Source organism: Litoreibacter sp. (assembly GCF_039974535.1).
GTDB lineage: Bacteria > Pseudomonadota > Alphaproteobacteria > Rhodobacterales > Rhodobacteraceae > Litoreibacter.
In genome coordinates, this window is sequence record NZ_JBDWIU010000007.1 from 123,999 (window position 1) to 150,896 (window position 26,898).

Sequence of the window (26,898 nt, forward strand, 5' to 3'; positions counted from 1 at the left end):
GCGAAATGGCACAAATCAACTTAGTTAAGTTAAGCGTCGGAACCGAGAGCGTCGCTGGCCTGCAAGATTGGCAAACCATGCGCCGCGCAGAACTTCCCGACGGATTGCCGCGCCATGTTACCAGAATGTGGCCCAAACGCGAAGCAGAACTGCTGAACGGTGGCTCCATCTATTGGGTCATCAAGGGCTCGATCCAAGCACGCCAGAAGGTTTTGCGCTTAGACGAGGTCATCGGAGGCGACGGCATTCGCCGCTGCGCCATCATCTTGGAACCTGAGATCGTGTTCACTGCCGCAGTCTTGAAGCGCCCCTTTCAGGGCTGGCGCTACCTCAAGCCTGAAGACAGCCCGCCAGATCTGTCCAAGCAGCGCGAACATGACGACGCCCTGCCACCCGAAATGTCCGCGGCCCTAGCTGATATCGGGATTTTCTAAGCCCAGCACGCTCATGAAGCCGCCCAAGTCGCAACCAGTCCAGTCCGCCGCCTTACTGGCAAACAGCGTGGCTTGCGACGCCAAAATCGGGCCGTCCGACAACATCCGCAGGTGGTTTGCCTCTAGCGTAGCACCGGTTGAGGTAATGTCCGCCACGGCTTCTGCCGTCAAATTGGCAACCGTGCCTTCCGTCGCACCTTGGCTATCAACCAGCTGGTAATCCGCCACGCCGTTCGCTTGCAGATACTCCCGCACAAGGCGGTGGTACTTGGTCGCGATCCGCAACCGGAAGCCGTGTTCCTTGCGAAACGCGGCGGATGCGGCGTCCAAATCGGCCACGGTCTCCACATCGCTCCAGAAGCTAGGCACCGTAATTACCAAATCCGCATGACCAAAGCCCATCTCGGCGATGGCGGCTGTTTTCTCCGACCAAAGCGGTATCTTCTCGCGCACCATATCCATGCCCGTGACGCCCAAGTGAATGCGTCCCGCCGCCATCTCGCGCGGTATTTCACCCGCTGAGAGCAAGACCAAAGACACACCGTCAACGCCGCTTACTTCCGCCGCATATTCGCGATCAGAGCCCGTGCGCGTCAAGGTCACGCCCCGCGCCGCGAACCACGCGAACGTGTCTTCCATCAATCGCCCCTTGGAGGGGATGCCAAGCTTGATCATGTCAACGCCTCCAGCAATTCGGGGCGGATCACGCCACCCACCGCGGGTATCTCACGCCCCTGCCCCAAAACCCGCGTCAGCGCATCATAGCGCCCACCCGTGGCCACAGGAGCTTGGGTGCCTGCGTGGAACCCAAAGACGAAACCGTCGTAATACTCCATCGTCGTCCGCCCGTACGCGCCAGAAAAACTTAACGCATCCACGTCCACACCGCGCGCTGACAAAGCACTCAGACGCGATTCCAGCTGATCCAACGCAGAAGAGATAGCCGGCAGATCAGCCGCGATGTCGCGCAAACGTCGCAGCGCCTTTGGTGCCACGTCAGACACATCCAAAACGGCCTGCAAAGCCGCCAACTCGGTCGGATCAAGCGGCGCTGTCTGCGCATCAACCCGCAAAGCGTCTAGCCGCGCCTCGACCTCACCCAACGTCCGCAACCCGATCTGTGGTGCATCCCCAACGCCGTCCGCTATCACGCGCGCACTAGGGGCGCTGAACCGGTCCAATAGGGCGCGGAATCGCACAGGGCGCCATAAATGGCGCAGCAACGCATCGCGGCGGCGTTCGGTGGTCGACAGCCCCGCAACGGCCGCTGTCAAAATGCCAATGTCGCCCGTGGTTGCCGTCAGCGGCGCGCCTTTCAATGCGTCCGCGAATAATGCGAAAACTTCCGCATCCGCTTCTGCGGGGTCCGCGCGGTCAAAGACCTCGTAGCCAACTTGCGTGTATTCTGACGGTCGGCCCGTTCCGGCCTCTTGCTTGCGAAAGACCAGCCCTTGGTAGGTGTAGCGCGCAGGCTCCGCGCCGTCCTTCATGTGTTGCTGCACAACCGGCACCGTGAAGTCAGGGCGCAGCATCTGTTCGCCCAAAACGGGATCAGAGGTCACATAGGCCCGCGCACGAATGTCTTCGCCATAAAGGTCCAACAACGTGTCCGAAGGTTGTAAAACGGAGGCCTCTACCGAGACGGCACCAGCTTCACGAAACAGGCGCGACAGCCGTTCGGTTTCTTGACGAGTGCGGTCCATAAATCAGCCCAACATCTTCTTAATCGTGGCCACCAAATCCGCACGCGCGACTTCGCTTTGCGCCGGTTGGCCTTTCCATTCTTCAAGCGTGGCGGTCTTGGCAATCTCAGCGCCCAGCACGAGGTCTTTGACCTGCACCACCCCACGCTCTGCTTCATCCGAGCCTTCGATGATCGCAATCGGGGAATGACGTTTATCGGCGTATTTCAATTGGTTGCCAAAGTTCTTCGGGTTACCCAGATAGACCTCCGCACGGATGCCAGCATTGCGCAGCTCCCCCACGATGCCTTGGTAATGCGCCATACGCGCCTTATCCATGACCGTAACGATAACAGGGCCAACCGTGTCTTTCGACATCCGCCCTTTGGCATGCAGCGCCGCCAACAGGCGATCCACACCGATAGATACCCCCGTTGCGGGCACTTCTTGGCCGGTGAACCGCTTGACCAAATCGTCGTAGCGCCCGCCCCCAGCAACAGAGCCGAACTGGCGCGGGCGGCCTTTTTCGTCATTAATCTCAAACGTCAGCTCAGCCTCGTAGACAGGGCCGGTGTAGTAGCCAAGGCCACGCACGACGCTTGGGTCAATTTCAATGCGGTCCGAGTTGTACCCCTGCGCCGCCATCAGCTCCGCTATGGTTTCCAGCTCTTGAACGCCTGCAACGCCAGTCTCCGAGCCTGTCACCAGCTCGTTGAGCCGCGCCACGGTTGTAGCGCCGGTATCACGCTTGGCTTGCATGAAGCCCATCACGATCTCGGCTTGCTCATCGCTTAGGCCCGCACCTTTGGTGAAATCACCGCTGCCATCTTCGCGTCCAGCCCCCAGCAGCGCACGCACCCCGTCCGTGCCAAGGCGGTCCAGCTTATCAATGGCGCGTAGCACGATGCCGCGCTCATCCATGAACTTTGCCGGATCACTTGGGTCCAGCACACCCGCCACTTCCATGACGCCGTTCAAAACCTTGCGGTTATTTACACGCACGATGTAGTCACCGCGCGGGATGCCTACACGCTCCAACGTGTCGGACAACATCGCGCAAATCTCGGCGTCTGCGGCAACCGACGAGGCGCCAACGGTGTCGGCGTCGCATTGGTAGAACTGGCGGAAGCGGCCGGGGCCAGGTTTCTCGTTGCGCCAGACCGGACCCATCGCGTAGCGGCGATAGGGTGTGGGCAGATCATTGCGGAATTGTGCATAAACACGGGCCAAGGGGGCCGTCAGGTCGTAGCGTAACGCTAGCCAGTCCGCATCCTCATCCTCTTGCCACGCGAAGACGCCCTCATTGGGGCGATCCACGTCGGGCAGAAATTTGCCAAGCGCTTCGACGGTTTCAACAGCACTGCTTTCCAGTGCCTCAAAGCCGTAAAGCTGGTAGACCTCGGAGATGCTATCCAGCATCGCTTTGCGTTGTGTGACTTCTGCGCCAAAGTAGTCGCGAAACCCTTTCGGGGTGACGGCCTTAGGGCGGGGCTGCTTTTTGACTTTGGCCATGACACGCTGTCCTGCTTGAGTGGTTTGGCCAAGGCTTTACCCCGCAGCCCTTGCGGGGGCAAGCAAAGCGCCATATCTGCGACATGAAAACCGGAGGCTATGATGACAGACACGACCCAGCTGGAAGAGAAAATCGCCCATCTGACCCGCACCGTCGAGGATATGTCCGACATCGTGGCGCGTCAGGAAACCGAAATCGCCACGCTTTTGCGCCGTGTGGAGATGCTCATGCAGCGCTCCGCGGAGCAAGAACTAGACGTCGGTGGCTCCGCCGTTTTGGCAGATCAGCGCCCGCCGCATTGGTAGGGGGCTAGACCTCTTCCACCATCACCACGCCGCCTAGCGACTTGATCGCGCCCTTCACTTGCGGGTTTACGGCGAAGCGGTCACCCAATGACACCTCGACCTCCCCCGGCAAATCGGGCGACATCAGGCACAAGGACACTGGCCCTCGCGCGCGGATTTTGGGGTCTTGGCCAGAGCGTTCCAACACCGAGGCAATCGCCTCCACAGCCGCTTCGTCATCCACGAATATCTTCAGCCCAAGCGAACCTGCGTCGCTGGCCGCCTCATCCACCGGACGCGCACCACGGCACAGAAGTTTCAACTGTTCCGATTCCAGCGTGGCCTCGACGGTCAGCACGACATTGGCCCCCGTTACCAAATGCTCGCCCGATTTCTCCAGCGTGTCCGAGAACACCGTCACCTCAAACTGCCCCGTGGGGTCCGAGCCTTGCACAAAGGCAAAGCGGTTACCGCGTGCAGACTTGCGATCCTGACGACCCGCGATGTTCGCGCCAAGTGTCGCCACGAACGGCCCGCCTTGGGCGCGTTGCTCGATCTCGGTCAGGGTCATCGCACCTTTGCGCTTCAAGACCAGCATGTAGTCGTCCAGCGGGTGACCCGAGAGGTAGAAACCAATGGCCTTGAACTCTTCCATCAACCGCTCGGCCGGCATCCAGTCGTCCATGGTCGCCAAACGCGGCTCTGGCAGGTCGTCCCCTGCCTCGCCAAAGAGCGACACTTGGTTGGAGTTGCGCTGCTCATGGATCGCCGCCGAGTAATTCACCAAGCCATCAAGCGAGGCAAACACCCGCTGACGGTTCGGGTCCAACTGATCGAACGCGCCGGACCGCGCCAGCATTTCCAACGGACGCTTGCCCACACGCTTCAAGTCAACGCGGCGCGCCACATCAAATAACGTCGCGAAGGGGGTGCCGTCACGCCCCTCAACCACCAGCTTCATCGCCTCGACGCCCACGTTCTTCAAGCCACCCAGCGCGTAGACCACGCAGCCGTCTTTTACCGTAAACGTCGCATCCGAGCGGTTCACGCAGGGCGGCACCACCTCGATGTCCATGCGTTTGGTGATCTCGTCGAAATACACCGCCAGTTTGTCCGTCAGATGCAAATCGCAGTTCATGACGCCGGCCATGAACTCCACCGGATGGTTCGCCTTGAGCCATGCCGTTTGGTAGCTGACCACCGCATAGGCCGCCGCGTGGGATTTGTTGAAGCCGTAGTTGGCGAATTTCTCCAGAAGGTCGAACACCTCGCGGGCCTTCTTCGCGTCGACGCCGTTTTCCTTAGCGCCTTTCTCGAACTTCGGACGCTCCGCATCCATCGCCTCTTTAATCTTCTTACCCATCGCACGGCGCAACAAGTCAGCGCCACCAAGCGAGTAGCCCGCCATGACCTGCGCGATCTGCATAACCTGTTCTTGGTAGACGATGATGCCTTGGGTCTCGGCCAGAATGTGGTCAATCGAGGGGTGGACGGATTCCAATTCCTTGGTCCCGTTCTTCACTTCACAATAGGTCGGGATGTTCTCCATCGGGCCGGGACGATAGAGCGCCACCAGCGCCACGATGTCCTCGATACATGTGGGCTTCATGCGCCGGAGCGCATCCATCATGCCCGAGCTTTCCACCTGAAACACTGCCACGGTTTTCGCCGCCGAATACAGGTCATACGACTTTTTGTCGTCCAGCGGGATCGTCCCGATGTCGTTCAGCGCCCCCTCGGGCGGCTCGAACAACGTGGTGCCTTCGGCATCGACATGCAAAGGACGCGACGGGGTGATCAGGTCGATGGCGTTTTGAATAACGGTCAGGGTTTTCAGGCCCAAGAAGTCAAACTTCACCAGCCCCGCTTGCTCCACCCATTTCATGTTGAACTGCGTCGCAGGCATGTCGGAGCGCGGATCTTGGTAAAGCGGCACCAGCTTATCAAGCGGGCGGTCCCCGATCACCACACCCGCCGCGTGGGTCGATGCATTCCGCAGCAAGCCTTCAACCTGCTGGCCGTAATCCAGCAAGCGGGCCACGACCTCTTCGTTCCTCGCTTCCTCGCGCAGCTTTGGCTCGTCCGCCAAGGCCTTCTCGATAGACACGGGCTTCACGCCCTCCACGGGGATCATCTTCGACAGGCGGTCCACCTGCCCGTAAGGCATCTGCAAAACACGCCCCACGTCGCGCACAGCCGCCTTGGACAAGAGCGCCCCAAAGGTGATGATCTGCCCCACCTTGTCGCGCCCGTATTTCTCCTGAACGTAGCGGATCACCTCCTCGCGGCGGTCCATGCAGAAGTCGATATCGAAGTCGGGCATGGACACACGTTCGGGGTTCAAGAACCGCTCGAACAGCAAGGAATAGCGCAGCGGGTCAAGGTCGGTGACCGTCAGCGCGTAGGCCACCAATGACCCCGCGCCCGACCCACGGCCCGGCCCCACGGGAATGTGGTGATCCTTGGCCCATTTGATGAAGTCGGCCACGATCAAGAAGTAGCCCGGGAAGCCCATGCCTTCGATAATGCCCAGCTCGAACTCCAACCGCGCCTCGTAGTCTTCGACGCTGGTGGCGTGTGGGATAACGGCCAAGCGGGCTTTCAAGCCTTCTTGGGCTTGGCGGCGCAGCTCCACCACCTCGTCGTCGGCAAACTTGGGCAAAATTGGGTCGCGTTTGTAGACCTTGAAGGCGCAGCGCTGCGCGATCTCAACCGTGTTTTCCAAAGCTTCAGGAAGGTCGGCGAACAGCGTCGCCATCTCCTGCGGCGACTTGAAATAGTGTTGCGGCGTCAGACGGCGGCGTCCCTCTTGCTGATCAACATAGGCCCCTTCGGAAATACATATCAGCGCGTCATGGGCCTCATACATATCAGGCTTTGGGAAATAGGCATCATTGGTGGCCACAAGGGGCAACCCCATCGCGTAGGCCATTTCCACATGGCCTTGCTCGGTCTTTTGTTCCGCTTCAGGCAGGCCACCATCAATAGGGTGGCGCTGCAACTCAACATACAAACGGGTCGGGTAAATTCGCGCCAAGTCGCGCATCAACGCGTCGGCTTTTGGCGTTTGCCCCGCCTGCAACAGCCGCCCGATGGGGCCGTCTGGTCCGCCGGTCAAACAAATCAGGCCCTCGCTATGAAGCTCCAGCTCCTCCACCGAGACCTGAGGCAGCTCCCCGCCGGCGTCAATGTAGAGGCAGGAATTCAGCTTCATCAGATTCTCATACCCCCGCTCTGTCTGGGCAAGCAGAACAATCGGGGCGGGATCGCGGGGGCGCTCCCCTTGGGCGGCCTTGTCGTAGGTCAGGTCAACCTGACAGCCGACGATTGGCTGCACGCCCGCCCCCGATGCGTATTCGGAGAACTCCAATGCCGCGAACATGTTATTGGTGTCCGTCAGCGCAACAGCGGGCATGCCAGCGGCGGCACAAATGCCCGACAGTTTCTTCAACCGCATCGCCCCTTCCAGCAAGGAGTATTCGGAGTGCGTGCGGAGGTGGATGAATCGTGGGGTGCTGCTCATGGGGCCACATTACGATGCGCCCTGCCCGTCGGAAACCCCGAAACCGCGACGGGTTGTTGCCGCAAGACGGCGAATCAACTTAGTTAGCTATATGGCTAACCATTCCCTCGACTCACTCTTCGCAGCCCTCGGTGACCCGACGCGCCGCGCCATCATCGAGCGGCTGGCGCACGGCCCCGCCGCGGTCAAGGAACTGGCCGCCCCACACGACATGGCGCTTCCGTCTTTTCTACAACATATCAAGGTGATGGAGGCCGGTGGTATCATCATCACCCGCAAAGAGGGCCGCCAGCGTATGTGCTGGATGGAACCCAACGCCCTGATCCCATTGCAAGGCTGGCTAGAGTGGCAAAGAAAGGCGTGGGAGGCTCAATCTGTCGAGCCAAAAGAGTGAAACACTTGCCAAAAGCCCCTTCATACGCTTTTCTGGGCGCCAACAGATTCCTGCGGGCTTTCTACGTCGCATCGAAGGCACGCAATACGGGATACCCCAAAGGTAACGCGGCTGGATAATTTCCATATGCTAACGTTTCTTCTCAATGGAGAGACAGTTGAGGCCGAGGTTGGCCCAACCGACACCCTACTTGATTTTTTGCGCGACCAACGTGGCCTAACCGGCACCAAAGAAGGTTGCAATGAGGGCGATTGCGGCGCCTGCTCCGTGGTCGTCACTGGCGAGGACGGTGTCGCGCGTGCAATGAACGCCTGCATTATGTTCATGCCCCAGCTGTCGGGCCGCGCGGTGCGCACGGTGGAAGGCATCGCAGGCCCGAACGGTGAGCTGCACCCCGTGCAACGCGCGATGGTGGATCTGCATGGCTCCCAATGCGGGTTCTGCACGCCGGGGTTCATCACCACCATGACCGCAGCACACGCCAATGGGGCCACCAACCACGAGGATCAACTGGCGGGCAACCTTTGCCGCTGCACGGGATACGCCCCCATCATTCGCGCCGCCGAGGCCGCATCAGGTGAGGCGGTTCCAGACTGGGTAAAAGACACCGCCATTAAGGCCGATCCTCCCTACCCTATGCCGCAATCCTCCGACGAGCTGGCCGCGTGGTATGAGGCCAATCCAGATGGCACATTGATCGGCGGGGCCACCGATGTGGGGCTGTGGGTCACCAAAGGTTTGCAAGACCTTACCAACGTCGCCTTCATCGGGCGTTGCGCAGACCTGCAACTCATCGAGGAGACGGACGCAGGCCTCACCATCGGGGCGGCCTGCACGGTCACGCAAGTGATGGAGGCCGTCGCGCCGCTCTATGCGTCCTTCGCTGAAATGCTGCGCCGATATGGCTCCACCCAAGTGCGCAATGCCGCAACCATTGGCGGCAACATCGCTAACGGTTCTCCCATTGGGGACGGCCCGCCCGCGTTGATCGCCCTTGGTGCGCGATTGCATCTGCGCCAAGGCGACACCCGCCGCGACATGCCGCTTGAGGATTTCTTTGTTGAATACGGCAAGCAGGACCGCAACCCCGGCGAGTTTGTGGAATTCATCACCATCCCCAAGCAGCGCGACACGGTGAAATGCTACAAGCTGTCCAAACGCTTTGACCAAGACATCTCGGCCCTATGCGGCTGCTTTAACATCGTCGTGGCAGGCGGTTCGGTGGCCAAGGCCCGCATCGCCTTTGGCGGCATGGCGGGAACCCCGAAACGGGCAACCCATGTAGAGGCCAAGCTGCTCGGCAAGGCTTGGAGCGAAGACACCGTGGAAGCCGCATTGGCCGAGTTCGCCAAGGACTTCACGCCAATGAGCGACATGCGTGCCTCCGCCGAGTACCGGCTTCAAGCGGCGCAAAACATGCTCCGCCGCGTCCTTGTTGAAAGCCTAGGCATCCCCGCATCCGTGCTTGAGGTGCGGCCATGAGCGTTGGCAAGAACACCGCCCATGACGCCGGTCCGCTGCATGTCACAGGTGCGGCCCGCTACACCGACGACATCCCGACGCCACGTGACACCCTGCATTTGGCCTTTGGGTTAAGCACAATTGCGAGGGGGACAATCACCCGCATCAATCTGGCACCCGTGCGCGACGCCCAGGGCGTGTTGGATGTGTTGCAGGCCCAAGACCTGCCCCACGACAATGACGTCAGCCCGTCAAACCACGACGAGCCGCTGCTCTCCACCGGAGAAGTCCACCACATTGGCCAGCCAATATTCTTGGTCGTCGCGACCTCGCACGGTGCCGCCCGCAAGGCCGCGCGGCTGGCCAAAATCGAGTATGACGCGCAAACGCCAATCCTGACCATTGACGACGCCTTAGCCGCTCGCTCGATTTTCGAGGAAGGTCCGCGTGTCTACTCCAAGGGCGACACTGACGCCCACCTTGCCAAGGCCACGAACCGCTTGGAAGGCAGTTTCGAGATCGGTGGCCAAGAGCACTTCTATCTGGAGGGGCACGCCGCGATGGCCATGCCCCAAGAGGGCGGCGACATTGTCGTGCATGCCTCCTCGCAGCACCCAACAGAAATTCAGCACAAAGTGGCCGAAGCCCTTGGCCGCCCAATGAATGCCGTTCGGGTCGAGGTCCGGCGCATGGGGGGCGGCTTTGGCGGCAAGGAAAGTCAGGGCAACGCGCTATGTGTGGCCTGCGCGGTGGTGGCAGACAAACACGGCCGCCCCGTGAAGATGCGCTATGACCGCGACGACGACATGATCATCACGGGAAAACGCCACGAGTTTCGCATCGACTACGATGTGGGCTTTGACGCCCGCGGCAAAATACAAGCGATCGATTTCACCCATTACGTCCGGTGCGGCTGGGCGCAAGACCTGTCGTTGCCCGTCGCCGACCGCGCCATGCTGCACGCCGACAATGCGTATAACCTTGATCACGCAAAGATCACCTCGCATCGCCTGAAGACCAACACCCAAAGCAACACCGCCTTCCGTGGCTTTGGCGGGCCGCAGGGCATTGTGGGGATTGAACGGGTCATGGATCACATCGCCCACACCCTTGGCTTGGACGCCCTGCAGGTACGGCGCGAAAACTTCTATGCCAGCTACGGCGGCGCGCCTGCGCAAACCACGCCTTACGGCATGAAGGTCACCGACAGCATCATCCGCGAGATGGTGGACGCGCTGGAGGTGTCCTGCGACTACCAAGCCCGCCGCAAAGCGGTGAGCGCATGGAACGACAAGCATCCGGTCTTGAAACGCGGCCTAGCGCTAACGCCCGTGAAATTTGGTATCTCCTTCACGTTGACCCACCTCAATCAGGCGGGCGCTTTGGTGCATGTCTATCAAGACGGCTCCATCCACCTGAACCATGGCGGCACCGAGATGGGGCAAGGGCTGTTTACCAAGGTCGCTCAGGTGGCAGCGCAGTGCTTTGGTGTGCCCATCGACATGGTGAAAATTACGGCCACAGATACCGGCAAGGTGCCGAATACCTCGGCCACTGCGGCCTCTTCTGGGTCGGACCTCAACGGCATGGCTGTGTTGAACGCCTGCGAGAAGATCAAAGCGCGCATGGCCGAATTTCTGTCCAATGAGGATGTGACATTTGAGGACGGCAAGGTGCGCTTCAACGGCGAAGAACTCAGCTTCAAACAAGCCGTATCAAAGGCCTATCAGAACCGCATCTCGCTGTCCGCCACTGGCTTCTACGCCACGCCGGATGTGCAATGGGACCGCATCAAAGGCCATGGCCGCCCCTTCTTCTACTTCGCCTACGGCGCCGCCGTCACCGAAGTGGTGATCGACACGCTAACAGGTGAAAATCGCATCCTGCGCGCGGACATTCTTCATGATTGCGGGCGCTCCTTGAACCCCGCGCTGGACATCGGCCAGATCGAGGGTGGATATGTGCAAGGCGCGGGATGGCTCACGACTGAAGAGCTGATCTGGGACGATCAAGGCAACCTTAGAACACACGCGCCTTCCACCTATAAAATCCCAACCGCGTCTGATCGCCCTGAGGTGTTCAACGTGGCATTGTGGGATGGCGACAACCCCGCCGAAACGGTGTTCAAATCCAAAGCCGTGGGCGAGCCGCCCTTCATGCACGGCATCTCAGCATGGTCGGCTCTATCAGACGCGATTGCGTCATGCGGCACGGATTTCCCCGACCTAGACGCCCCCGCCACGGCGGAACGTGTCCTGACGGCCTGCCAAAGGTTGCGCGCATGAGTTTTGATCCCGAGACCCTGCGCGACGCGTTGTCGGAACATGGCCAAGTCGCGCGCATTGTAATTGCGTCTCACAAAGGCTCCAGCCCACGCGAAACCGGCACCTCCATGCTTGCGTGGAGAGGCGGGCAGTCAGGGACCATCGGCGGCGGCGCACTCGAGCTTGAAGCCGTCAAACAGGCGCAATCCATGACTGCGGGCGTTTCCCGCATCCCCTTGGGGCCTGCCTTGGGGCAGTGCTGCGGCGGCGCGGTGACTTTGGTAACGGAAGTCTTCAACCAAATGCCTGAATATGACGCGGGCTTTGCCCGTCGCGTTGAGGGCGACGCGCCCGCCCCCCTCTCCATGAAACGCGCTTTGGCGGGTGGCCGGAACGGGTCGGGCGACCGCTTGGTGCTCGACACAGGCTGGCTGTACGAGCCGACACTGCCCCCGCGCGAACCTCTTTGGGTTTGGGGGGCGGGCCATGTGGGCCGCGCCATAGTGAGCACGCTCGCGCCTACGCAAAATTTCGACATCACATGGGTGGACAGCGGGGCTGATCGCTTCCCCTTAGGGCAGGATGACCTTCCAAATGTAGCGCGTCTTCACGCCGCCACTATCCCCGATGCCGCCCGCTGCGCCCCGACAGATGCTCATCACTTGATCCTGACGTATTCGCACGCCTTTGATCTGGAGTTATGCCATCGCCTGTTGAGCCAAGGGTTCGCGAGCACCGGCTTGATCGGTTCAGCGACCAAATGGGCGCGATTTAAATCTCGCCTCAAAACTCTGAGGCACTCGGATGCTCAAATATCACGCATTCGCTGCCCGATTGGGCAACCGGCCTTGGGGAAACACCCACAAGCCATTGCGATAGGAGTGGCGTCTGAGCTACTTATGTCGCTGCAATCGAAGACCTTGGGGAAGGATGTCGCGGTTTGACAAATGACAGGCTTAATACGGCAGGCGAAGACCTGTTGACGATTGCTGGCCTAACAAAGGCCTATCCGGGTGTTGTTGCGAACGATCAGGTTTCATTTTCCATTCGCCCCGGCGAGGTTCACGCGCTGTTGGGCGAGAACGGCGCGGGCAAATCCACGCTGGTAAAAATGATCTACGGGTTGGTCAAACCCGATGCGGGCACCATGACCCTTAAGGGGGCCGCTTACGCCCCGGCCGAGCCGCGCGCCGCGCGTGCCTCGGGCGTTGCCATGGTGTTCCAGCACTTCTCCTTGTTTGAGGCGCTGAACGTCGCGGAGAACATCGCGCTTGGCATGGAAAACCCACCAAAAATGCGCGACCTTGCCGCGCGTATTAGTGAAGTGTCGCAAAACTACGGCCTGCCACTGGACCCAGATCAATTGGTCGGCGACCTATCCGCAGGGGAGCGGCAACGCGTTGAAATCATTCGCTGCTTGCTGCAAAACCCGAAGCTGTTGATCATGGATGAGCCAACCTCCGTGTTGACCCCGCAAGAGGTCGCCGTGTTGTTCCAAACGCTGGAAAAGCTGCGCGGCGAAGGATGCTCGATCCTCTATATCTCCCACAAGCTGGAGGAAATTCGCGCCCTATGTGACCACGCCACCGTGCTGCGCCTCGGCAAAAAGGTAGCCACTTGCAATCCACGCCAAGAGACCGCCCGCGCCATGGCGGAAATGATGGTTGGCGAGACGTTGCACGTTCCACAAAAGGTACCGCGAGTGCCGCAAGATGTGGCCCTTAAGATTGCAGCGCTTGACGTTCCCGCCCGCACCGCCTTTGGCACCTCGCTAAAAGGTGTGGATATGTCGGTCCAGAAGGGCGAGATCCTTGGTGTTGGTGGCGTTGCTGGGAATGGGCAGGACGAGCTGTGCTCCGTCATCTCAGGCGAAATCCTTGTGGCCGCCTCTCAGGTCAAACTCGCGGGCGCACCCGTTGGCGACCAAGGCCCGAACGCGCGCCGCGCACTGGGGCTGCTGGCAGCACCCGAAGAACGCTTGGGCCACGCCGCCGCCCCCGACATGTCCCTGACAGAAAACGCGCTGTTATCTGGCGCGGTCCGCGAAGGGCTGGAGCGCAAAGGCATGATCGACTGGGGCAAGACCCGCAGTTTTGCCGATAAGATCATCGAACGCTTCGACGTGCGCACCCCCTCCTCGAACACCGCAGCGCGGGCCTTGTCCGGCGGCAACTTGCAAAAGTTCGTGGTCGGCCGCGAGATCATGCAAAACCCAGCCGTTTTGGTGATCAATCAACCCACGTGGGGTGTCGATGCCTCTGCGGCCGCGGCGATCCGGCAAGCCTTGCTCGATCTCGCGGCCGAGGGCGCTGCAATCGTCGTGATCAGCCAAGATTTAGATGAGCTCATGGAAATATCCGACCGCTTCGCAGCCCTCAATGAGGGGCGCCTAAGCCCGCCCGTGGCAACATCCGGTTTGGATGTCGAGAAAATCGGACTGATGCTTGGCGGGGCACAGGACACGGAAGATATGCAGGTGAACGCGTGATCACATTAGAAAAACGCCCCGAGCCGTCGAAGCTGTGGACCGCCATCACTCCGCTTTTGGCAGTGGTCGCCACAATGATCGCCGGCGGCATCATGTTCGCCATCCTTGGCAAAGACCCGCTTGTGGCCATTCGCACCATCTTTTGGGATCCGCTGTTCCATGAGCAGTTCGCGAGCTTCTCACGCCCACAATTGCTGGTTAAAGCCGCGCCGCTGATCTTAATCGCCACCGGCCTTGCCATGGGATTTCGCGCAGGTGTTTGGAACATCGGGGCCGAGGGGCAATACATCATGGGCGCCATCTGTGGCGCTGCCGTGGGGTTGGCGTTCTACCCGACAGAAAGCTTCATCATCTTCCCGCTGATGATCATCGCAGGGGCCTTGGGCGGCTTCCTTTGGGCGATGATACCGGGGATTTTAAAGGTCAAGTTCCACACCAACGAGATATTGGTGTCGTTGCTGCTGGTTTACGTCGCCGAGTTCATCCTTGCCTCAATGGCATTGGGCACGTTGCGCAACCCGGATGGCAACGGCTTTCCAGGCTCTCGGAACCTGAAAGAATACCCGTCTGCCTTCAACGCGGATTTGATACCAAACACGGGCCTTCATTGGGGCGTCGTTGCCGCCATCGTTGCGGTGATTTTCGCCTATGTTTTGTTCTCCAAACACATGATGGGGTTCCATATTCGCCTTGCGGGCCAAGCCCCCAAAGCCGCGCGTTTCGGCGGGGTGGAGCCTGCGCGTTTGATCCTGTTCTGCCTTGGCACCTCTGGCGCATTGGCGGGGCTAGCTGGCATGTTCGAAGTGTCCGGCCCTGCAGGGCAAATCAGCATCGACTTCAACGTGGGCTACGGCTTCACCGCGATCATCGTGGCGTTCCTTGGCCGCCTGAACCCCATCGGCATCTTGCTGGCGGGGCTGCTCATGGCGCTGACTTATATCGGGGGCGAGCTGGCCAGTTTCATGCTGGGCGTGCCCACGGCGGCGATCCAAGCCTTCCAAGGCATGTTGCTGTTCTTCTTGCTGGCGGTGGATGTGCTGACGAGTTACCGGATTAAATTCGCCAAAAGGGAGGCCGCATAAATGGATCTTTCAGCAATCTCCCCCACTCTGCTAATAGCCTCGCTCATGGTCGCAGCTACCCCTATCTTGCTGGCCGCCCTTGGAGAGATGGTCGTGGAGAAGTCCGGCGTCCTCAACCTTGGGGTTGAGGGCATGATGATCACAGGTGCCATCTGCGGCTTTGCCATCGCGGTTGAGACCGGCTCCCCTGTTGTGGGCTTTATCGCCGCCGCAGTAGGAGGCGCTGTGTTGTCGCTGATATTTGGCATACTCACGCAGTATTTGCTGTCCAATCAGGTTGCCACTGGTTTGGCGCTTACCCTGTTCGGCTTGGGCCTATCGTCACTGATGGGACAAAGCTATGTGGGCATTCGCCCCCCTGCCATCGACAAATTAAACCTTGGGCCATTGGCGGACATCCCGTTTTTCGGCCCCGTGCTGTTTAACCACGACCTGATGGTCTACCTGACGCTCGCCCTATGTGTTGGCATCTGGACCGTGCTCAAATTCACCCGCGCAGGCCTGATCCTGCGCGCGGTGGGGGAAAACCACGATGCGGCCCACGCCCTTGGCTATAAGGTCGTCAAGGTGCGCCTCATGGCGATCATGTTCGGTGGGGCCTGTGCTGGGCTTGGCGGGGCATATCTTAGCCTGATCCGTGTGCCGCAATGGACCGAAGGGATGACCGCTGGTGCTGGCTGGATTGCCTTGGCCATTGTGGTCTTCGCCTCATGGCGTCCACTGCGCGTTTTGCTAGGCGCCTATCTTTTTGGCGGGGTGACTGTTTTGCAGCTAAACCTACAAGCCGCTGGACTGGCTATTCCCGTCGAATACTTGTCCATGTCACCATATCTGATAACCATCGCTGTGTTGGTCATAATGTCTGCCCCTCGAAAGGGCGGCAAAGCCCGCGCATCACTTGCCGCACCCGCCTGCTTGGGGCGCGCATTCCACGCCTCGAACTGAGGCCAACAAACGACCATTAACCTGGGGAGATACTACTCATGAAACGCAGAACCATTTTGGCAGGCGCCGTTGCGGCCCTCGCTTTGACCACCACGGCCTTCGCCGAAGACAAAACCAAAGTCGCATTCGTATATGTTGGCCCAGTGGGTGACGGCGGCTGGACATATGAGCACAACAAAGGCCGCTTGGCTGTAGAGGCAGAGTTCGGCGACAAGGTCGAAACCATCTTCCAAGAAAGCGTTCCAGAAGGGGCCGACGCCGAGCGCGTAATCACCCAAATGGCGCTGTCTGGTGCAGACCTGATCTTCACCACGTCCTTTGGCTATATGGACCCAACGATCGCGGTTGCGGCCAAGTTCCCGGACGTGAAATTCGAGCACGCAACGGGCTTCAAACGTTCCGACAACGTCTCGACGTACTCCGCCCGCTTCTATGAAGGCCGCGCGGTTCAAGGCCACATTGCTGGCAAGATGACCAAATCGAACAAAATCGGCTACATCGCGTCCTTCCCAATTCCAGAAGTGATCCGTGGCATCAACTCCGCCTACATCCACGCCAAGCGCGTAAATCCTGACGTCGAGTTCAACGTCGTTTGGGCCTACACATGGTTCGACCCTGCAAAAGAAGCCGACGCCGCAACCGCGCTGATCGAGCAAGGCGCGGACGTGATCTTGCAGCACACCGACTCCACCGCACCACAAGCTGCGGCTCAGAAGGCGGGCAACGTGATCACCTTTGGTCAGGCCTCCGACATGGCGGAATACGGCCCGCTGCCTCGCGTGTCCTCTATCATTGACGATTGGGCACCCTACTACATCGCCCGCACCAAAGCGGTCATGGATGGCACATGGGCCAGCACTGACACATGGGACGGCATTGGCGCTGGCATGGTTGGCATCGGCGAGATCTCCGACGCGGTTCCTGCCGACGTGAAAGCCGAGGCCTTGGCGTTGAAAGCTAGCCTTGCAGATGGCTCCTACGAGCCGTTCACTGGCCCGCTGAAAAAGCAAGACGGTTCCGACTGGTTGGCTGACGGCGAGACAGCTGATGACGGCACATTGGCTGGCATGAACTTCTACGTTGAAGGCATCACCGGCGACATTCCAAACTAAGGAACGCTGGGGCAATCGCCCGAACTTGATTACCGAAACGGCCCGCGAAAACTCGTGGGCCGTTTTTTATTGCCGTGTTGGAAAGGCCGCTTGGTAACATCGCTGTTGATCACACAAACGTGCCATTGATACTTCCCATCACACGGATCAAAACTCATGCGTGAAGCCAGTGGAACCCTGTGTCAGCCAGCTAGCAGTTCAACGGTCACACCCTTACCAAACTCCTGAAAGTTTCCTCCCTAACACCCCATATCTGCGCATTTCATGACCATTTAATCCCGCCAGCGGGGTGCCAACGGTATTGTTTGCAAAGTACGGGCAGGATTTCGGTTGAGGCCTGATCATTCCAATCGCAAAGATCCGACAAATGCCATCTACCTCCCAACGTATCAGCACAGCGCTAGCTGCCCTATTTATCGTCTCCCCTGCCTATGCGCAGGACAGCCGTTTCTCAGCCAAGTTTTCCGCTGAGTTCGAAATCGATTCCACCTTTGAGTCCGATGATCCATTGAATGAAATTACGGACACCTTCGTGACCATCGAAGGCGCATTGTCCTACCAATTGACTGACAGGATCTCCATCAACTCGACCCTGCTCATTGAGCCGGTAGAAGATGCCGTGGATGACCGCTTCCTTGAGGACCACGGGGTCTACGCCGAAGAGCTGTTCTTGAGCTTGGAGCTTGGTAAATCCGAGATCATCGTCGGTAAATTCAACCCAGCCTTCGGCACCGCATGGGACGCAGCCCCCGGCATCTACGGTGTAGACTTCGCAGAGGACTACGAGATCACGGAGCGCGTCGGTGCCGCCATCAATTTCGGGTTCGACTTCGCCGGTGGCGCGCATGAGGTCCAAGTTGCGGTCTTCCAAGCCGACCGTTCCTTCCTCAGCGACTCGTTGGGAACGGACCGTGGACAGTTGAACCTATCGGACGGTGGCGTGTCGAACACCGCAGGAATCGAATCCGTCTCGATCTCCTTGTCCGGCCGTTTTGGCGACACCGGATATAACATCGGGCTGCAAAGCCAAGGTGCGGGTGTCGGTGATGCGGACGACCAAACAGGTGTCGTAATCGGGGTCACTCAGGCCCTGAACACATCCGTCCCGATCGAGCTGTTGGGTGAGGTCGCATACTTCGATTCATTCGATGGGACCACAAACTCCGCAACCATCGCCACTATTGGCGCATCGGCGGAATTCAACACCTTCACCTTGTCCGGTGTCGCCGCAATCCGTGATGTTGATGGTGCCCCAACGGATCGCCTCTACACAGTGTCCGCAGAACGCGAGTTTGCGAACGGCCTTACCGGTGCGGTGGGTTACCGCTACGGGGATGAAGGCGGTGTTGAAAATAACACGCTGGGTTTGCTGCTCGCCTATGAGTTCTAAACGCGCCGGTGCTTTCTAAAACTCGTCGACAAATCAATTGTGCCGCCGCCCGTATAAGGGCGGCGGCACAGTCATAGGGCGTCTACTACCCCTTATTCTTTTCCAGCACCAAGAATGTCATCATCCCCAAAGGTGGAAGCTCTTGACGTTGCACGACGGAAAGGTCCGGTTGTCCCAGAACCGTTTGAATATCAAAGTCCGAATGCCAGCCCAATTGATTGGCAAATGGCGCGATAACCTGCTCTGCACGGGCCAACAGTCCCGTTTCACGCGCGAAGTGATTGGTAAGGACAATTTTACCCCCCGGTTTACAAACCCGCGCCATTTGCGCCATCACGCGTTCCGGTTCTGGCACTACGGAAATGATGTGCATCGCGGCAACCATGTCGAAATGGTTGTCGGGGAAGTCCAAGTCCCGCGCATCCATTTGCCTTAACTCATTTATCTGCTGCAGATTTTCCTCGGCCACCCTAAGCTTAGCTTTGCTCAGCATTTCATCGCTAAAGTCTACGCCCGTCACATTCAGCCCCTTGCGATATAGCGGAAGGGCGAGCCCCGTTCCGACACCGACCTCAAGCAGGCTCTCGCCATCTTGCGCGTTGATGTAGTCAACCGCTGCGCGCCGCCCCGCATTGGTGATCTTCCCGAAGGTCTTGTCGTAGATTGGTGCCCAGCGTGCGTATGAGCTTTTGATCGCGTTGAGTTCCATGAAATTACCCTTAGAACAAAGTCGTTTACCGTTGCCACTCAGCTGGAAGCCTATGCAACGCGCCCCGCAACTTGGCGGGATAGTTTAAACGTATGGATTGAATATGAATGGTTCTAGTGCCCTGTCGCCATCGTGAATGCGTCGTGATTTGATCACAATAGGTCGCATACAAATCCTGATCAGTCGAACGTGCAACCCAATTGTTATTTTGGCAGTGCCTGCGCAAAGATCGGCTTAAGCTCCTTTTCAAGATGCACGCGCCAACGACCCCAATACATCGGGACTTTATCCACGCGCGCTTCTCTGCCACCATCTCAAACATGAAACAGTTGATTACGGCCAATGGGGCCCCCGCATCAAAACTTTGCTTTGGCACCATGCAATTTGGCGGCAAGGCCGATATCGTGGCCAGCCAGTCGATGTATGAGGATTGCCGGACCGTCGGCATCAACTTCTTTGACACCGCCTACGTCTACACAGGCGGCCAATCGGAGGCGATGTTGGGCCGTTTCGTGCAGCCAGAGCGAGACGATGTCATAGTCGCGACCAAAGCGGCCTATGACAAGCCCGCAACCAAAGCCAACGTACTGCAATCCTTCGAGGAAAGCCGCGACAGGATGAAGATCGACACGATTGATTTGATGTACCTGCACCGCTTTGATCCGCTAACACCGCTGCAAGAAAGCTTAAGCGCTTTGGCCGAGCTGCGTGAAGACGGGCTAATCCGCTACATAGGCATCTCGAATTTTGCCGCATGGCAAGTGGTGAAAGCCGCACAGGTGGCCCGCGACTTAGGCACCAACATCGACGTGCTTCAACCCATGTACAACCTTGTAAAGCGGCAAGCCGAGGTCGAGATTTTACCCGCCTGCGTCGATCAGGGTATCAGCGTTGTGCCCTACTCACCGTTGGGTGGCGGATTGCTAACCGGTAAATACGCGCGCAATGATGCCGCGGGCCGCCTAATCGATGACAGCCGATACAACGCCCGCTACGACGTGCCATGGATGCATGATGCCGCCGCCGCATTGCCCCAAATTGCTGCGCAGCATGAAACAGATGCTGCAACCCTTGCCGTGGCATGGGTCGCGCAAAATCCGGACATCGCAGCGCCCATCATTTCGGCCCGGTCAAGTGAACAACTCGCGCCCTCCCTCGCTGCAATAGACTTCGAGATGAGCGACGCGCTTTACAGTCAAATCACTGCGCTAAGCCAAACACCCGCCCCCGCGACTGACCGTCTGGAAGAGGCGTGATTGATTTCCTCGTCATTGGCGGTGGTATTGCAGGCGCATCTGCCGCCGCACGCCTGTCTGAGCTAGGAAGCGTTGTTTTATTGGAGCGCGAGGACGCGCTTGCCTATCATGCCTCGGGTCGCTCGGCGGCGATGTTTGAAGAGACTTACGGCAAGCCTTCCACCATCGCGCTGAACCAAGCCAGCAAGGATTGGCACCTGAACGTCAACGGATCACGCGACCTTCCGCGCGGCGTGATGCTGATTGGACGCGCTGCTGATGAACAGGACTTCGATCACGATCTGGCCGCGATGAAGATGCACCGGTTGACGTTGCAAGAGGCCACCGAATTGCTTCCTATCATCAACAAAGAGACCGTTACTCACGTCGGCTACCACAAGGACGCTTGGGACGTGGACACTGACGCCGCCGTGCAGCGATACGTCAAAATGCTGCGCAGCAATAGCGGCATGGTGATCACTGGTGCGGAGGTGTCAAAGATTGCTAGAACCAAGCATGGTTGGCTCATCTCTGCTGGCAAAGAATACAGCGCCCGACAAATCATAAACGCAGCTGGCGCATGGGCCGATCAAATAGCCGACCTCGCCGGAGTAACTCCCTTAGGCTTGCAACCTTTGCGGCGCTCAATTGCCCGTGTCGCTGCACCCGACGGGCATGACGTGTCTCGCTGGCCCATGCTCTTTGGTCCAGGCGAGCGGTGGTATGCAAAACCCGACGCAGGCGCATTGCTTGTCTCCCCCGCGGATGAAGAACCTGTAGAGCCTATGGATGCATGGGCAGACGACATGACGTTAGCCGAAGGCATCGCCCGTTATGAGGAACATGTCACCGCGCCAGTGCAACGCATGATTGCCAATTGGGCGGGATTGCGGACCTTCACGCCTGATCGCGGGCTTGCCATTGGCCAATCCGAGGACCCCAGCTTTTGGTGGTGCGCCGGCCAAGGCGGCTACGGCTTCCAGACCGCCCCCGCCGCCTGCCAGCTGTTACATGACTTGGTCGCGGGGACACCTTCGGAGCTAGGCCGCGAAACCGTCGAGGCACTATCCCCCGCACGATTTAAGGCCTAGCCGTCAACGCGAATGGTCGCATTTTTCGGATCATACGGGCTGTCCTCAACAACCGTCGCATCCCACAGCTTACGCTGCATGCGAACCTGCAACTTGGTGCCCACCTCCGCCAATTCCGGCGAGACATAGCCCATGCCGATGCTTTTCCCAAAGGCCACCGAGTAGCCACCGGACGTCAAACGACCCACTTTTGTATCACCTGAATACAGCGCCTCGCGCCCCCAAGGATCCGCGTCATCCGGCCCGTCGATCAGCAAGGTCACGCATTTGGATCGGATGCCCAGTTCTTGCATCTTGTCCTTGCCGTGGAAGTCTTTTTGCAGGTCAACAAAGCGCGGCAGGTCAGCCTCCAGCGGTGTGGCGTCACGGCCCAGCTCAGTGCCAAAGGCGCGGTAAGACTTCTCCATCCGCAGCCAGTTCTGCGCCCGCGCACCCACCAGCTTCATGCCATGTGGCTCGCCCGCTTTTTCTAGCAGATCGAACAGGTAGTTTTGCATCTCAATCGGGTGATGTAATTCCCAGCCCAATTCTCCGGTGTAGGCCACGCGGATCGCGTTGACGGGGCACATGCCCAACTCAATCTGTTTGGCAGACAACCACGGGAAGCGCTTGTTTGACAGGGCCGTTTCAGGATCGGCGTCCTTAATGACTGCGCTCAACACATCACGCGACTTTGGCCCTGCGATGGCAAACACACCCCATTGGGTGGTGACATCTTGGCATTCAATGCGACCGAACTCTGGCTCTTTATCCTCGATAGCTTTGCGCAGGTAATCCGCGTCATAACTCGTCCAAGCCCCTGCGGAGACAAGATAAAACTCGTCCTCTTTCAGGCGCACAATGGTGTATTCCGTCCGCGTCGTGCCCGCATCCGTCAGCGCATATGTCAGGTTGATGCGCCCCACGCGAGGCAGTTTATTCGTGGTGAACCAATCAAGAAACGCCTCCGCGCCAGCCCCTTTGACGATATGCTTGGTGAAGGCAGTGGCATCTACAAGGCCCACCCCTTCGCGGATGGCTTTGGCTTCTTCCACCGCATATTCCCACCATCCACCACGGCGGAACGAGCGGCTGTCATGGTCGCTAAAGCCTTCGGGCGCATAGTAATTCGGACGCTCCCACCCGTTGACCCAACCAAATTGCGCACCGCGCGCGGCTTGGCGGTCGTATGCCGGAGAGGTGCGCAATGGGCGGGCCGCTGGGCGTTCCTCATCTGGGTGGTGCAGGATGTAGACGTGGTCGTAGCATTCCTCGTTCTTACGGGCTGCAAATTCGGTCGTCATCCAAGAGCCGTAGCGTTTGGGGTCCAGCGACGCCATATCGATCTCGGCCTCGCCCTCAACCATCATTTGCGCAAGGTAATACCCCGTGCCGCCCGCCGCCGTGATCCCAAACGAGAAGCCTTCCGCCAACCACATGTTCCGCAAGCCCGGCGCGGGACCAACCAGCGGGTTGCCGTCAGGGGTGTAGCAAATCGGGCCGTTGAAATCATCCTTCAACCCGCATGTCTCGCAGGACGGGATGCGGTGGATCATCTCCATATATTGCTGCTCAATGCGCTCCAGATCGAGTTGGAACAAATCCGCGCGGAAGCTGTCCGGCACACCGTATTCAAATCGCGCCGGCGCGTTCTTCTCGTAGACGCCCAAAATCCAGCCGCCGCGTTCTTCGCGCACATAGCTTTGCGCATCCGCGTCGCGAATAACGGGGTGTTCTGGGTTGTTTTTGCGGAACTCAACCAAGGCGGGGTCCTGCTCCATCACGATGAACTGGTGCTCAACAGGGATCGCGGGGATCTTGATTTTCAACAACTCCGCCGTGCGTTGCGCGTGGTTGCCCGTCGCGGTCACGACATGTTCTGCCGTAATGACTGCTTGCTCGTCCGAGGCGACCAAGTTGCCGCCCTTCTCCACCATCTTGGTGACGGTCACGCGCCATTCGGAGCCGGTCCACTCGTAGCCGTCGACCTGCCATTTGCGCTCAATCGTGACGCCACGTTGGCGCGCACCTTTGGCCATCGCCATCGTCACATCTGCGGGGTTAATATAGCCGTCGGTGTTGTGGTAGATCGCGCCCTTTAAGTCGTCGGTGCGGATCAGCGGCCAGCGGTCTTTGATCTGCGCGGGCGTCATCCATTCATGTGGCACGCCCACGGTTTCCGCCGTTGAGGAATAGAGCGCAAACTCGTCCATCCGGTCTTGGGTCCGCGCCATGCGCAAATTCCCGCAAACGGAAAAGCCTGCGTTCAGGCCGGTTTCTTCCTCAAGCTCTTTATAGAATTTGATCGAGTAGTCGTGAATATGCGTCGTCGCAAATGACATGTTGAAATAGGGCAGCAACCCCGCCGCGTGCCAAGTAGAGCCGGACGTCAACTCATCACGTTCCAACAGCATGGTGTCCCATCCCGCCTTGCCCAAGTGATAGGCGATCGAGGTCCCTACGGCACCGCCACCGACGACCAGTGCTTTAACATGCGTTTTCATCTTACAGACTCTCCTTGGGCATTCTTATTCCATGTCTAGCAAGGCTGGGCGTATTCCCCGTGCGTCTTTCGACCCAAAATCCACCATTTCCGACAAGTCGCGCACGAGCAGTTGCACCGAGAACATCGCATAGTTAGTCTCCAAGCAATTGTTATTATTTTACGGACTATTCATATGCTGCGAGCCGCCACACTTATCGCCACACTTACACTTGCGTCCCCTGCAATTGCCGCTCAATGCGGTAACAATGCGGGCGGCTTTAATGCATGGAAGGCGTCGTTCGCATCGGAAGCAGCCTCAAAAGGTGTCGGAGACCGCGGGTTGGCCGCACTGGCAGGCACCAGCTACGCCAAACGCACCATTGCGGCAGACCGGAACCAAAAGAGCTTCAAGTATACCTTAGACAAGTTCATGAAAATTCGCGGCGCAGACACGATTGTGGCCCAAGGACGCACACGCAAAGCCAAAAGTGCTGGTTTCTACGCTTCGCTGGAGAAAAAATACGGCGTGCCCGCAGGTGTGATCATCGCCATTCACGGCATGGAAACCGGCTTTGGCCGCTTCATGGGGGATAGCAATGTCGTGTCCTCGATTGCGACGCTGGCCTATGACTGCCGCCGTTCCGAGTTCTTCACCGGTCACACCTTGGCCGCCTTGAAGCTGGTGGACCGAGGCATCGTTTCGCCAAACTCAATTGGCGCGAAACACGGCGAATTGGGCCACACACAGTTCCTACCCGGCAACGTGTTGAAATACGGCCAAGACGGCAATGGCGACGGGACCATCGACCTGAACAACCTGTCCGACGCGCTGGCATCCACGGCCAACTTCCTAAAAGGCAAAGGCTGGAAGCGCGGCGCTGGCTACCAAGAGGGCCAACCAAACTTCAAAGTGATCCAGCAATGGAATGCAGCGGGCGTTTACCAGAAAGCGATTGCGATTATGGGCGGTAAAATCGACGGGTAAGTTATGTTTGCTATGCGGACTTAGTTGCTTTGCAATAATGCCCTAAAACGCAGATAATTATGCTTTTTAGGGCATTTGTGTTTTTATTTGAAAGGTAAGCGATTTTGTCACTCGGCAATGTCAATAACAATGGCCCATGGGACTTTCCGGAGAAGCGAATTATCCAAGGCCGGTATATGCGCTTGGAACCTCTTTCTGCCGACCACGTTGATGACCTGTGGGCTTCCGCAAGTGCTGCTTCCGAGAGCTTTACTTACCTGCGATATGGACCATTCGAAACGCGCGCGGACTTGGCAAAATTGATCACCGAATTGAGTTCTCGCGAGGATCAACCCTTCTGGGCGGTCATCCGAAATGAAGGTCGCGCCGATGGCTGGCTATCAATTTGCGATGTTTGCCAAAATGATGGTGCATTCGAGATAGGAAGCATTTGGTTTTCTCCAGCACTTCAAGGGTCTCGCGAAGCCCGTGAAGCGATCTTCCTGCTGATGTGTTTAGGGATGGATGACTTGCAATACGAGCGGCTTGTTTGGCGATGTCAGGCGCAAAACGAAGGGTCCTTCCGTGCAGCGCTAAACCTCGGATTCAAGCATGAAGGCACTTGGCGCAACGCGATGATTCATGAGAACTGGCAGCGCGACATCGCTTGGTTTTCCATCCTCCGCAGCGAATGGCCTCTTTGCAAAGCGGCATTCAAAGAATGGCTCATGCCAGAAAATTTTGACGAGGCGGCGCAACAAAAGGTTCGATTGCAAGACCTTCGCCACGAATAAATCGGCAAATCAAGCTCGAAGAAAACCGTAGCAGCATTCAACTTGAAACCGACCTACAACATCCCCGGCACAACCTGATCCGGCGGCCTATGCCCATCTGCGAACGTCTTGATGTTCAACAGAACCTTCTCGCCCATCTCCAACCGCCCCTCGCGGGTGGCGGAGCCCATGTGCGGCAGCAGGACCACGTTTTTCAACTCCCGCAAGCGCGGATTCACTTGGGTGCCGTGCTCAAACACATCCAAACCCGCGCCCGCCAGTTCTCCGGCGCGCAACATCCGCGTCAGGGCGTTCTCGTCGATCACTTCGCCGCGCGAGGTATTCACGATCACGGCGTCGGGCTTCATCAGTTTTAATCGCCGCGCGTTCATCAAATGATAGGTCGAGGGCGTGTGCGGGCAGTTGATCGACACCACATCCATGCGTGCGATCATCTGGTCGAAGCTCTCCCAATAGGTGGCCTCCAGCTCCTCCGCGATGCCGTCATGGACCTTCTTGCGGTTGTGGTAATGCACCTGCATCCCAAACGCCTTCGCGCGCCGTGCCACCGCCTGACCAATGCGTCCCATCCCAAGGATACCCAAACGCCGCCCAGAAATGCGCCCCCCCATCAAAGCGGTGGGCGACCAGCCCTCCCAATCACCAGACTGCATCATTGCCAGCCCTTCGGGAATACGGCGGGTTACGCCCAAAATCAGCGCCATGGTCATATCTGCGGTATCATCAGCCGAAGCACCTGGTGTATTTGACACCAAAATCCCACGCTGACGTGCCGTATGGACGTCGATATGGTCCACGCCGGCGCCGTAATTTGCGATCAATTTGAGCCGCTCACCCGCTTGCCCAAGCAGCCCTGCGTCGATCTTATCGCTTAGAGTTGGCACCAAAACATCCGCAGTTTTGACTGCTTCAACCAATTCCTCACGCGTCATCGGGGCGTCATCTGCACGTAAAGACACATCGAACAATTCGGACATTCGGGTTTCAACATGCTCGGGCAACCGTCGCGTCACGACAACACTCAGCTTCTGGTTTGACATAGGCTCGCATCCTTGAGTGGAATTTCCAG

The 26,898-nt window shown here is 58.6% G+C and carries 22 protein-coding genes; 15 read left to right on the forward strand and 7 right to left on the reverse strand.

From position 1 onward, the window contains the following. Positions 1-5: 5 nt before the first annotated feature. Positions 6-434, forward strand: coding sequence for a DUF1489 domain-containing protein (locus tag ABJN86_RS04755; RefSeq protein WP_348364967.1), 429 nt, complete (start codon positions 6-8; stop codon positions 432-434). Here the strand turns inward: ABJN86_RS04755 and hisG are convergent. Genes hisG through hisS form a run of 3 tightly spaced genes read right to left on the reverse strand, consistent with a single transcriptional unit; the run spans position 411 to position 3,628 of the window. Continuing rightward, positions 411-1,109, reverse strand: coding sequence for an ATP phosphoribosyltransferase (hisG, locus tag ABJN86_RS04760; protein WP_348364970.1), 699 nt, complete (start codon positions 1,107-1,109; stop codon positions 411-413). The genes ABJN86_RS04755 and hisG overlap by 24 nt on opposite strands. Continuing rightward, the gene (locus tag ABJN86_RS04765; RefSeq protein ID WP_348364972.1) at positions 1,106-2,137 is read right to left on the reverse strand and encodes an ATP phosphoribosyltransferase regulatory subunit; all 1,032 of its coding nucleotides are present in this window, start codon (positions 2,135-2,137) and stop codon (positions 1,106-1,108) included. Before ABJN86_RS04765 ends, hisG begins: the two co-directional genes overlap by 4 nt. Positions 2,138-2,140: 3 nt before the next feature. Then, positions 2,141-3,628 (reverse strand): histidine--tRNA ligase, encoded by a 1,488-nt coding sequence (hisS, locus tag ABJN86_RS04770; protein ID WP_348364974.1) that lies wholly within the window; start codon positions 3,626-3,628, stop codon positions 2,141-2,143. Positions 3,629-3,730: 102 nt separating this feature from the next. Here hisS and ABJN86_RS04775 point away from each other — a divergent pair, with 102 nt between their 5' ends. Then, positions 3,731-3,934, forward strand: a complete 204-nt coding sequence (locus ABJN86_RS04775) for a SlyX family protein (protein WP_348364977.1) — start codon at positions 3,731-3,733, stop codon at positions 3,932-3,934. A 4-nt stretch (positions 3,935-3,938) separates the two neighbouring features. On the opposite strand, the gene dnaE is transcribed toward ABJN86_RS04775, so the two are convergent. After that, positions 3,939-7,436 (reverse strand): DNA polymerase III subunit alpha, encoded by a 3,498-nt coding sequence (gene dnaE, locus ABJN86_RS04780; RefSeq protein WP_348364980.1) that lies wholly within the window; start codon positions 7,434-7,436, stop codon positions 3,939-3,941. A gap of 91 nt (positions 7,437-7,527) precedes the next feature. Here dnaE and ABJN86_RS04785 point away from each other — a divergent pair, with 91 nt between their 5' ends. From ABJN86_RS04785 to ABJN86_RS04825, 9 genes are all read left to right on the forward strand, one after another. Next, positions 7,528-7,830, forward strand: coding sequence for a metalloregulator ArsR/SmtB family transcription factor (locus ABJN86_RS04785; protein ID WP_348364983.1), 303 nt, complete (start codon positions 7,528-7,530; stop codon positions 7,828-7,830). Between the two features lie 126 nt (positions 7,831-7,956). Then, the gene (locus tag ABJN86_RS04790) at positions 7,957-9,312 is read left to right on the forward strand and encodes a xanthine dehydrogenase small subunit (protein ID WP_348364985.1); all 1,356 of its coding nucleotides are present in this window, start codon (positions 7,957-7,959) and stop codon (positions 9,310-9,312) included. Beyond that, positions 9,309-11,576, forward strand: a complete 2,268-nt coding sequence (xdhB, locus tag ABJN86_RS04795; RefSeq protein ID WP_348364987.1) for a xanthine dehydrogenase molybdopterin binding subunit — start codon at positions 9,309-9,311, stop codon at positions 11,574-11,576. Before ABJN86_RS04790 ends, xdhB begins: the two co-directional genes overlap by 4 nt. Further along, positions 11,573-12,499, forward strand: a complete 927-nt coding sequence (xdhC, locus tag ABJN86_RS04800; protein ID WP_348364990.1) for a xanthine dehydrogenase accessory protein XdhC — start codon at positions 11,573-11,575, stop codon at positions 12,497-12,499. Before xdhB ends, xdhC begins: the two co-directional genes overlap by 4 nt. Beyond that, positions 12,496-14,043, forward strand: coding sequence for an ABC transporter ATP-binding protein (locus tag ABJN86_RS04805; protein ID WP_348364992.1), 1,548 nt, complete (start codon positions 12,496-12,498; stop codon positions 14,041-14,043). Before xdhC ends, ABJN86_RS04805 begins: the two co-directional genes overlap by 4 nt. Beyond that, positions 14,040-15,125 (forward strand): ABC transporter permease, encoded by a 1,086-nt coding sequence (locus ABJN86_RS04810; protein WP_348364995.1) that lies wholly within the window; start codon positions 14,040-14,042, stop codon positions 15,123-15,125. Before ABJN86_RS04805 ends, ABJN86_RS04810 begins: the two co-directional genes overlap by 4 nt. Further along, positions 15,126-16,070, forward strand: coding sequence for an ABC transporter permease (locus tag ABJN86_RS04815; RefSeq protein ID WP_348364998.1), 945 nt, complete (start codon positions 15,126-15,128; stop codon positions 16,068-16,070). A 38-nt stretch (positions 16,071-16,108) separates the two neighbouring features. Next, positions 16,109-17,182 (forward strand): BMP family ABC transporter substrate-binding protein, encoded by a 1,074-nt coding sequence (locus ABJN86_RS04820; protein ID WP_348365000.1) that lies wholly within the window; start codon positions 16,109-16,111, stop codon positions 17,180-17,182. 367 nt (positions 17,183-17,549) lie between these two features. Then, positions 17,550-18,572 carry a hypothetical protein gene (locus tag ABJN86_RS04825; protein WP_348365002.1) on the forward strand — a complete coding sequence of 341 codons (1,023 nt, stop codon included), beginning with the start codon at positions 17,550-17,552 and terminating at the stop codon, positions 18,570-18,572. An 85-nt stretch (positions 18,573-18,657) separates the two neighbouring features. Here the strand turns inward: ABJN86_RS04825 and ABJN86_RS04830 are convergent, their stop codons facing one another. Then, positions 18,658-19,281 (reverse strand): methyltransferase domain-containing protein, encoded by a 624-nt coding sequence (locus ABJN86_RS04830; RefSeq protein ID WP_348365004.1) that lies wholly within the window; start codon positions 19,279-19,281, stop codon positions 18,658-18,660. A gap of 320 nt (positions 19,282-19,601) precedes the next feature. On the opposite strand from ABJN86_RS04830, the gene ABJN86_RS04835 reads away from it, so the two are divergent. Both ABJN86_RS04835 and ABJN86_RS04840 read left to right on the forward strand, forming a co-directional pair. Further along, positions 19,602-20,537, forward strand: coding sequence for an aldo/keto reductase (locus tag ABJN86_RS04835; RefSeq protein ID WP_348365007.1), 936 nt, complete (start codon positions 19,602-19,604; stop codon positions 20,535-20,537). Further along, entirely contained in the window at positions 20,534-21,607 is a 1,074-nt protein-coding gene (locus ABJN86_RS04840; RefSeq protein ID WP_348365010.1) for an FAD-dependent oxidoreductase, read from the forward strand. Before ABJN86_RS04835 ends, ABJN86_RS04840 begins: the two co-directional genes overlap by 4 nt. Here the strand turns inward: ABJN86_RS04840 and ABJN86_RS04845 are convergent. After that, the gene (locus ABJN86_RS04845; RefSeq protein WP_348365012.1) at positions 21,604-24,090 is read right to left on the reverse strand and encodes an FAD-dependent oxidoreductase; all 2,487 of its coding nucleotides are present in this window, start codon (positions 24,088-24,090) and stop codon (positions 21,604-21,606) included. The genes ABJN86_RS04840 and ABJN86_RS04845 overlap by 4 nt on opposite strands. Before the next feature lie 174 nt (positions 24,091-24,264). Between ABJN86_RS04845 and ABJN86_RS04850 the strand changes: the two genes are divergently transcribed. Both ABJN86_RS04850 and ABJN86_RS04855 read left to right on the forward strand, forming a co-directional pair. Then, entirely contained in the window at positions 24,265-25,056 is a 792-nt protein-coding gene (locus tag ABJN86_RS04850) for a lytic murein transglycosylase (RefSeq protein WP_348365015.1), read from the forward strand. Positions 25,057-25,232: 176 nt separating this feature from the next. Further along, positions 25,233-25,829, forward strand: a complete 597-nt coding sequence (locus tag ABJN86_RS04855) for a GNAT family protein (RefSeq protein WP_348365017.1) — start codon at positions 25,233-25,235, stop codon at positions 25,827-25,829. Positions 25,830-25,882: 53 nt separating this feature from the next. Here ABJN86_RS04855 and ABJN86_RS04860 read toward each other — a convergent pair whose 3' ends face one another. Continuing rightward, entirely contained in the window at positions 25,883-26,869 is a 987-nt protein-coding gene (locus tag ABJN86_RS04860) for a D-glycerate dehydrogenase (RefSeq protein ID WP_348365020.1), read from the reverse strand. Between the last annotated feature and the right edge of the window lie 29 nt (positions 26,870-26,898).

Excerpts from the sequence above, each read along its gene's own strand:
- ABJN86_RS04855 (WP_348365017.1), top strand. The coding sequence starts at position 25,233 with ATGCGCTTGGAACCTCTTTCTGCCGACCACGTTGATGACCTGTGGGCT.
- ABJN86_RS04815 (WP_348364998.1), top strand. The coding sequence starts at position 15,126 with ATGGATCTTTCAGCAATCTCCCCCACTCTGCTAATAGCCTCGCTCATG.
- ABJN86_RS04845 (WP_348365012.1), bottom strand. The coding sequence starts at position 24,090 with ATGAAAACGCATGTTAAAGCACTGGTCGTCGGTGGCGGTGCCGTAGGG.
- ABJN86_RS04825 (WP_348365002.1), top strand. The coding sequence starts at position 17,550 with ATGCCATCTACCTCCCAACGTATCAGCACAGCGCTAGCTGCCCTATTT.
- dnaE (WP_348364980.1), bottom strand. The coding sequence starts at position 7,436 with ATGAGCAGCACCCCACGATTCATCCACCTCCGCACGCACTCCGAATAC.
- ABJN86_RS04790 (WP_348364985.1), top strand. The coding sequence starts at position 7,957 with ATGCTAACGTTTCTTCTCAATGGAGAGACAGTTGAGGCCGAGGTTGGC.
- ABJN86_RS04835 (WP_348365007.1), top strand. The coding sequence starts at position 19,602 with ATGAAACAGTTGATTACGGCCAATGGGGCCCCCGCATCAAAACTTTGC.
- xdhC (WP_348364990.1), top strand. The coding sequence starts at position 11,573 with ATGAGTTTTGATCCCGAGACCCTGCGCGACGCGTTGTCGGAACATGGC.
- ABJN86_RS04860 (WP_348365020.1), bottom strand. The coding sequence starts at position 26,869 with ATGTCAAACCAGAAGCTGAGTGTTGTCGTGACGCGACGGTTGCCCGAG.
- ABJN86_RS04755 (WP_348364967.1), top strand. The coding sequence starts at position 6 with ATGGCACAAATCAACTTAGTTAAGTTAAGCGTCGGAACCGAGAGCGTC.
- ABJN86_RS04775 (WP_348364977.1), top strand. The coding sequence starts at position 3,731 with ATGACAGACACGACCCAGCTGGAAGAGAAAATCGCCCATCTGACCCGC.
- hisS (WP_348364974.1), bottom strand. The coding sequence starts at position 3,628 with ATGGCCAAAGTCAAAAAGCAGCCCCGCCCTAAGGCCGTCACCCCGAAA.
- ABJN86_RS04765 (WP_348364972.1), bottom strand. The coding sequence starts at position 2,137 with ATGGACCGCACTCGTCAAGAAACCGAACGGCTGTCGCGCCTGTTTCGT.
- ABJN86_RS04820 (WP_348365000.1), top strand. The coding sequence starts at position 16,109 with ATGAAACGCAGAACCATTTTGGCAGGCGCCGTTGCGGCCCTCGCTTTG.
- ABJN86_RS04785 (WP_348364983.1), top strand. The coding sequence starts at position 7,528 with ATGGCTAACCATTCCCTCGACTCACTCTTCGCAGCCCTCGGTGACCCG.
- hisG (WP_348364970.1), bottom strand. The coding sequence starts at position 1,109 with ATGATCAAGCTTGGCATCCCCTCCAAGGGGCGATTGATGGAAGACACG.
- ABJN86_RS04850 (WP_348365015.1), top strand. The coding sequence starts at position 24,265 with ATGCTGCGAGCCGCCACACTTATCGCCACACTTACACTTGCGTCCCCT.
- ABJN86_RS04830 (WP_348365004.1), bottom strand. The coding sequence starts at position 19,281 with ATGGAACTCAACGCGATCAAAAGCTCATACGCACGCTGGGCACCAATC.
- xdhB (WP_348364987.1), top strand. The coding sequence starts at position 9,309 with ATGAGCGTTGGCAAGAACACCGCCCATGACGCCGGTCCGCTGCATGTC.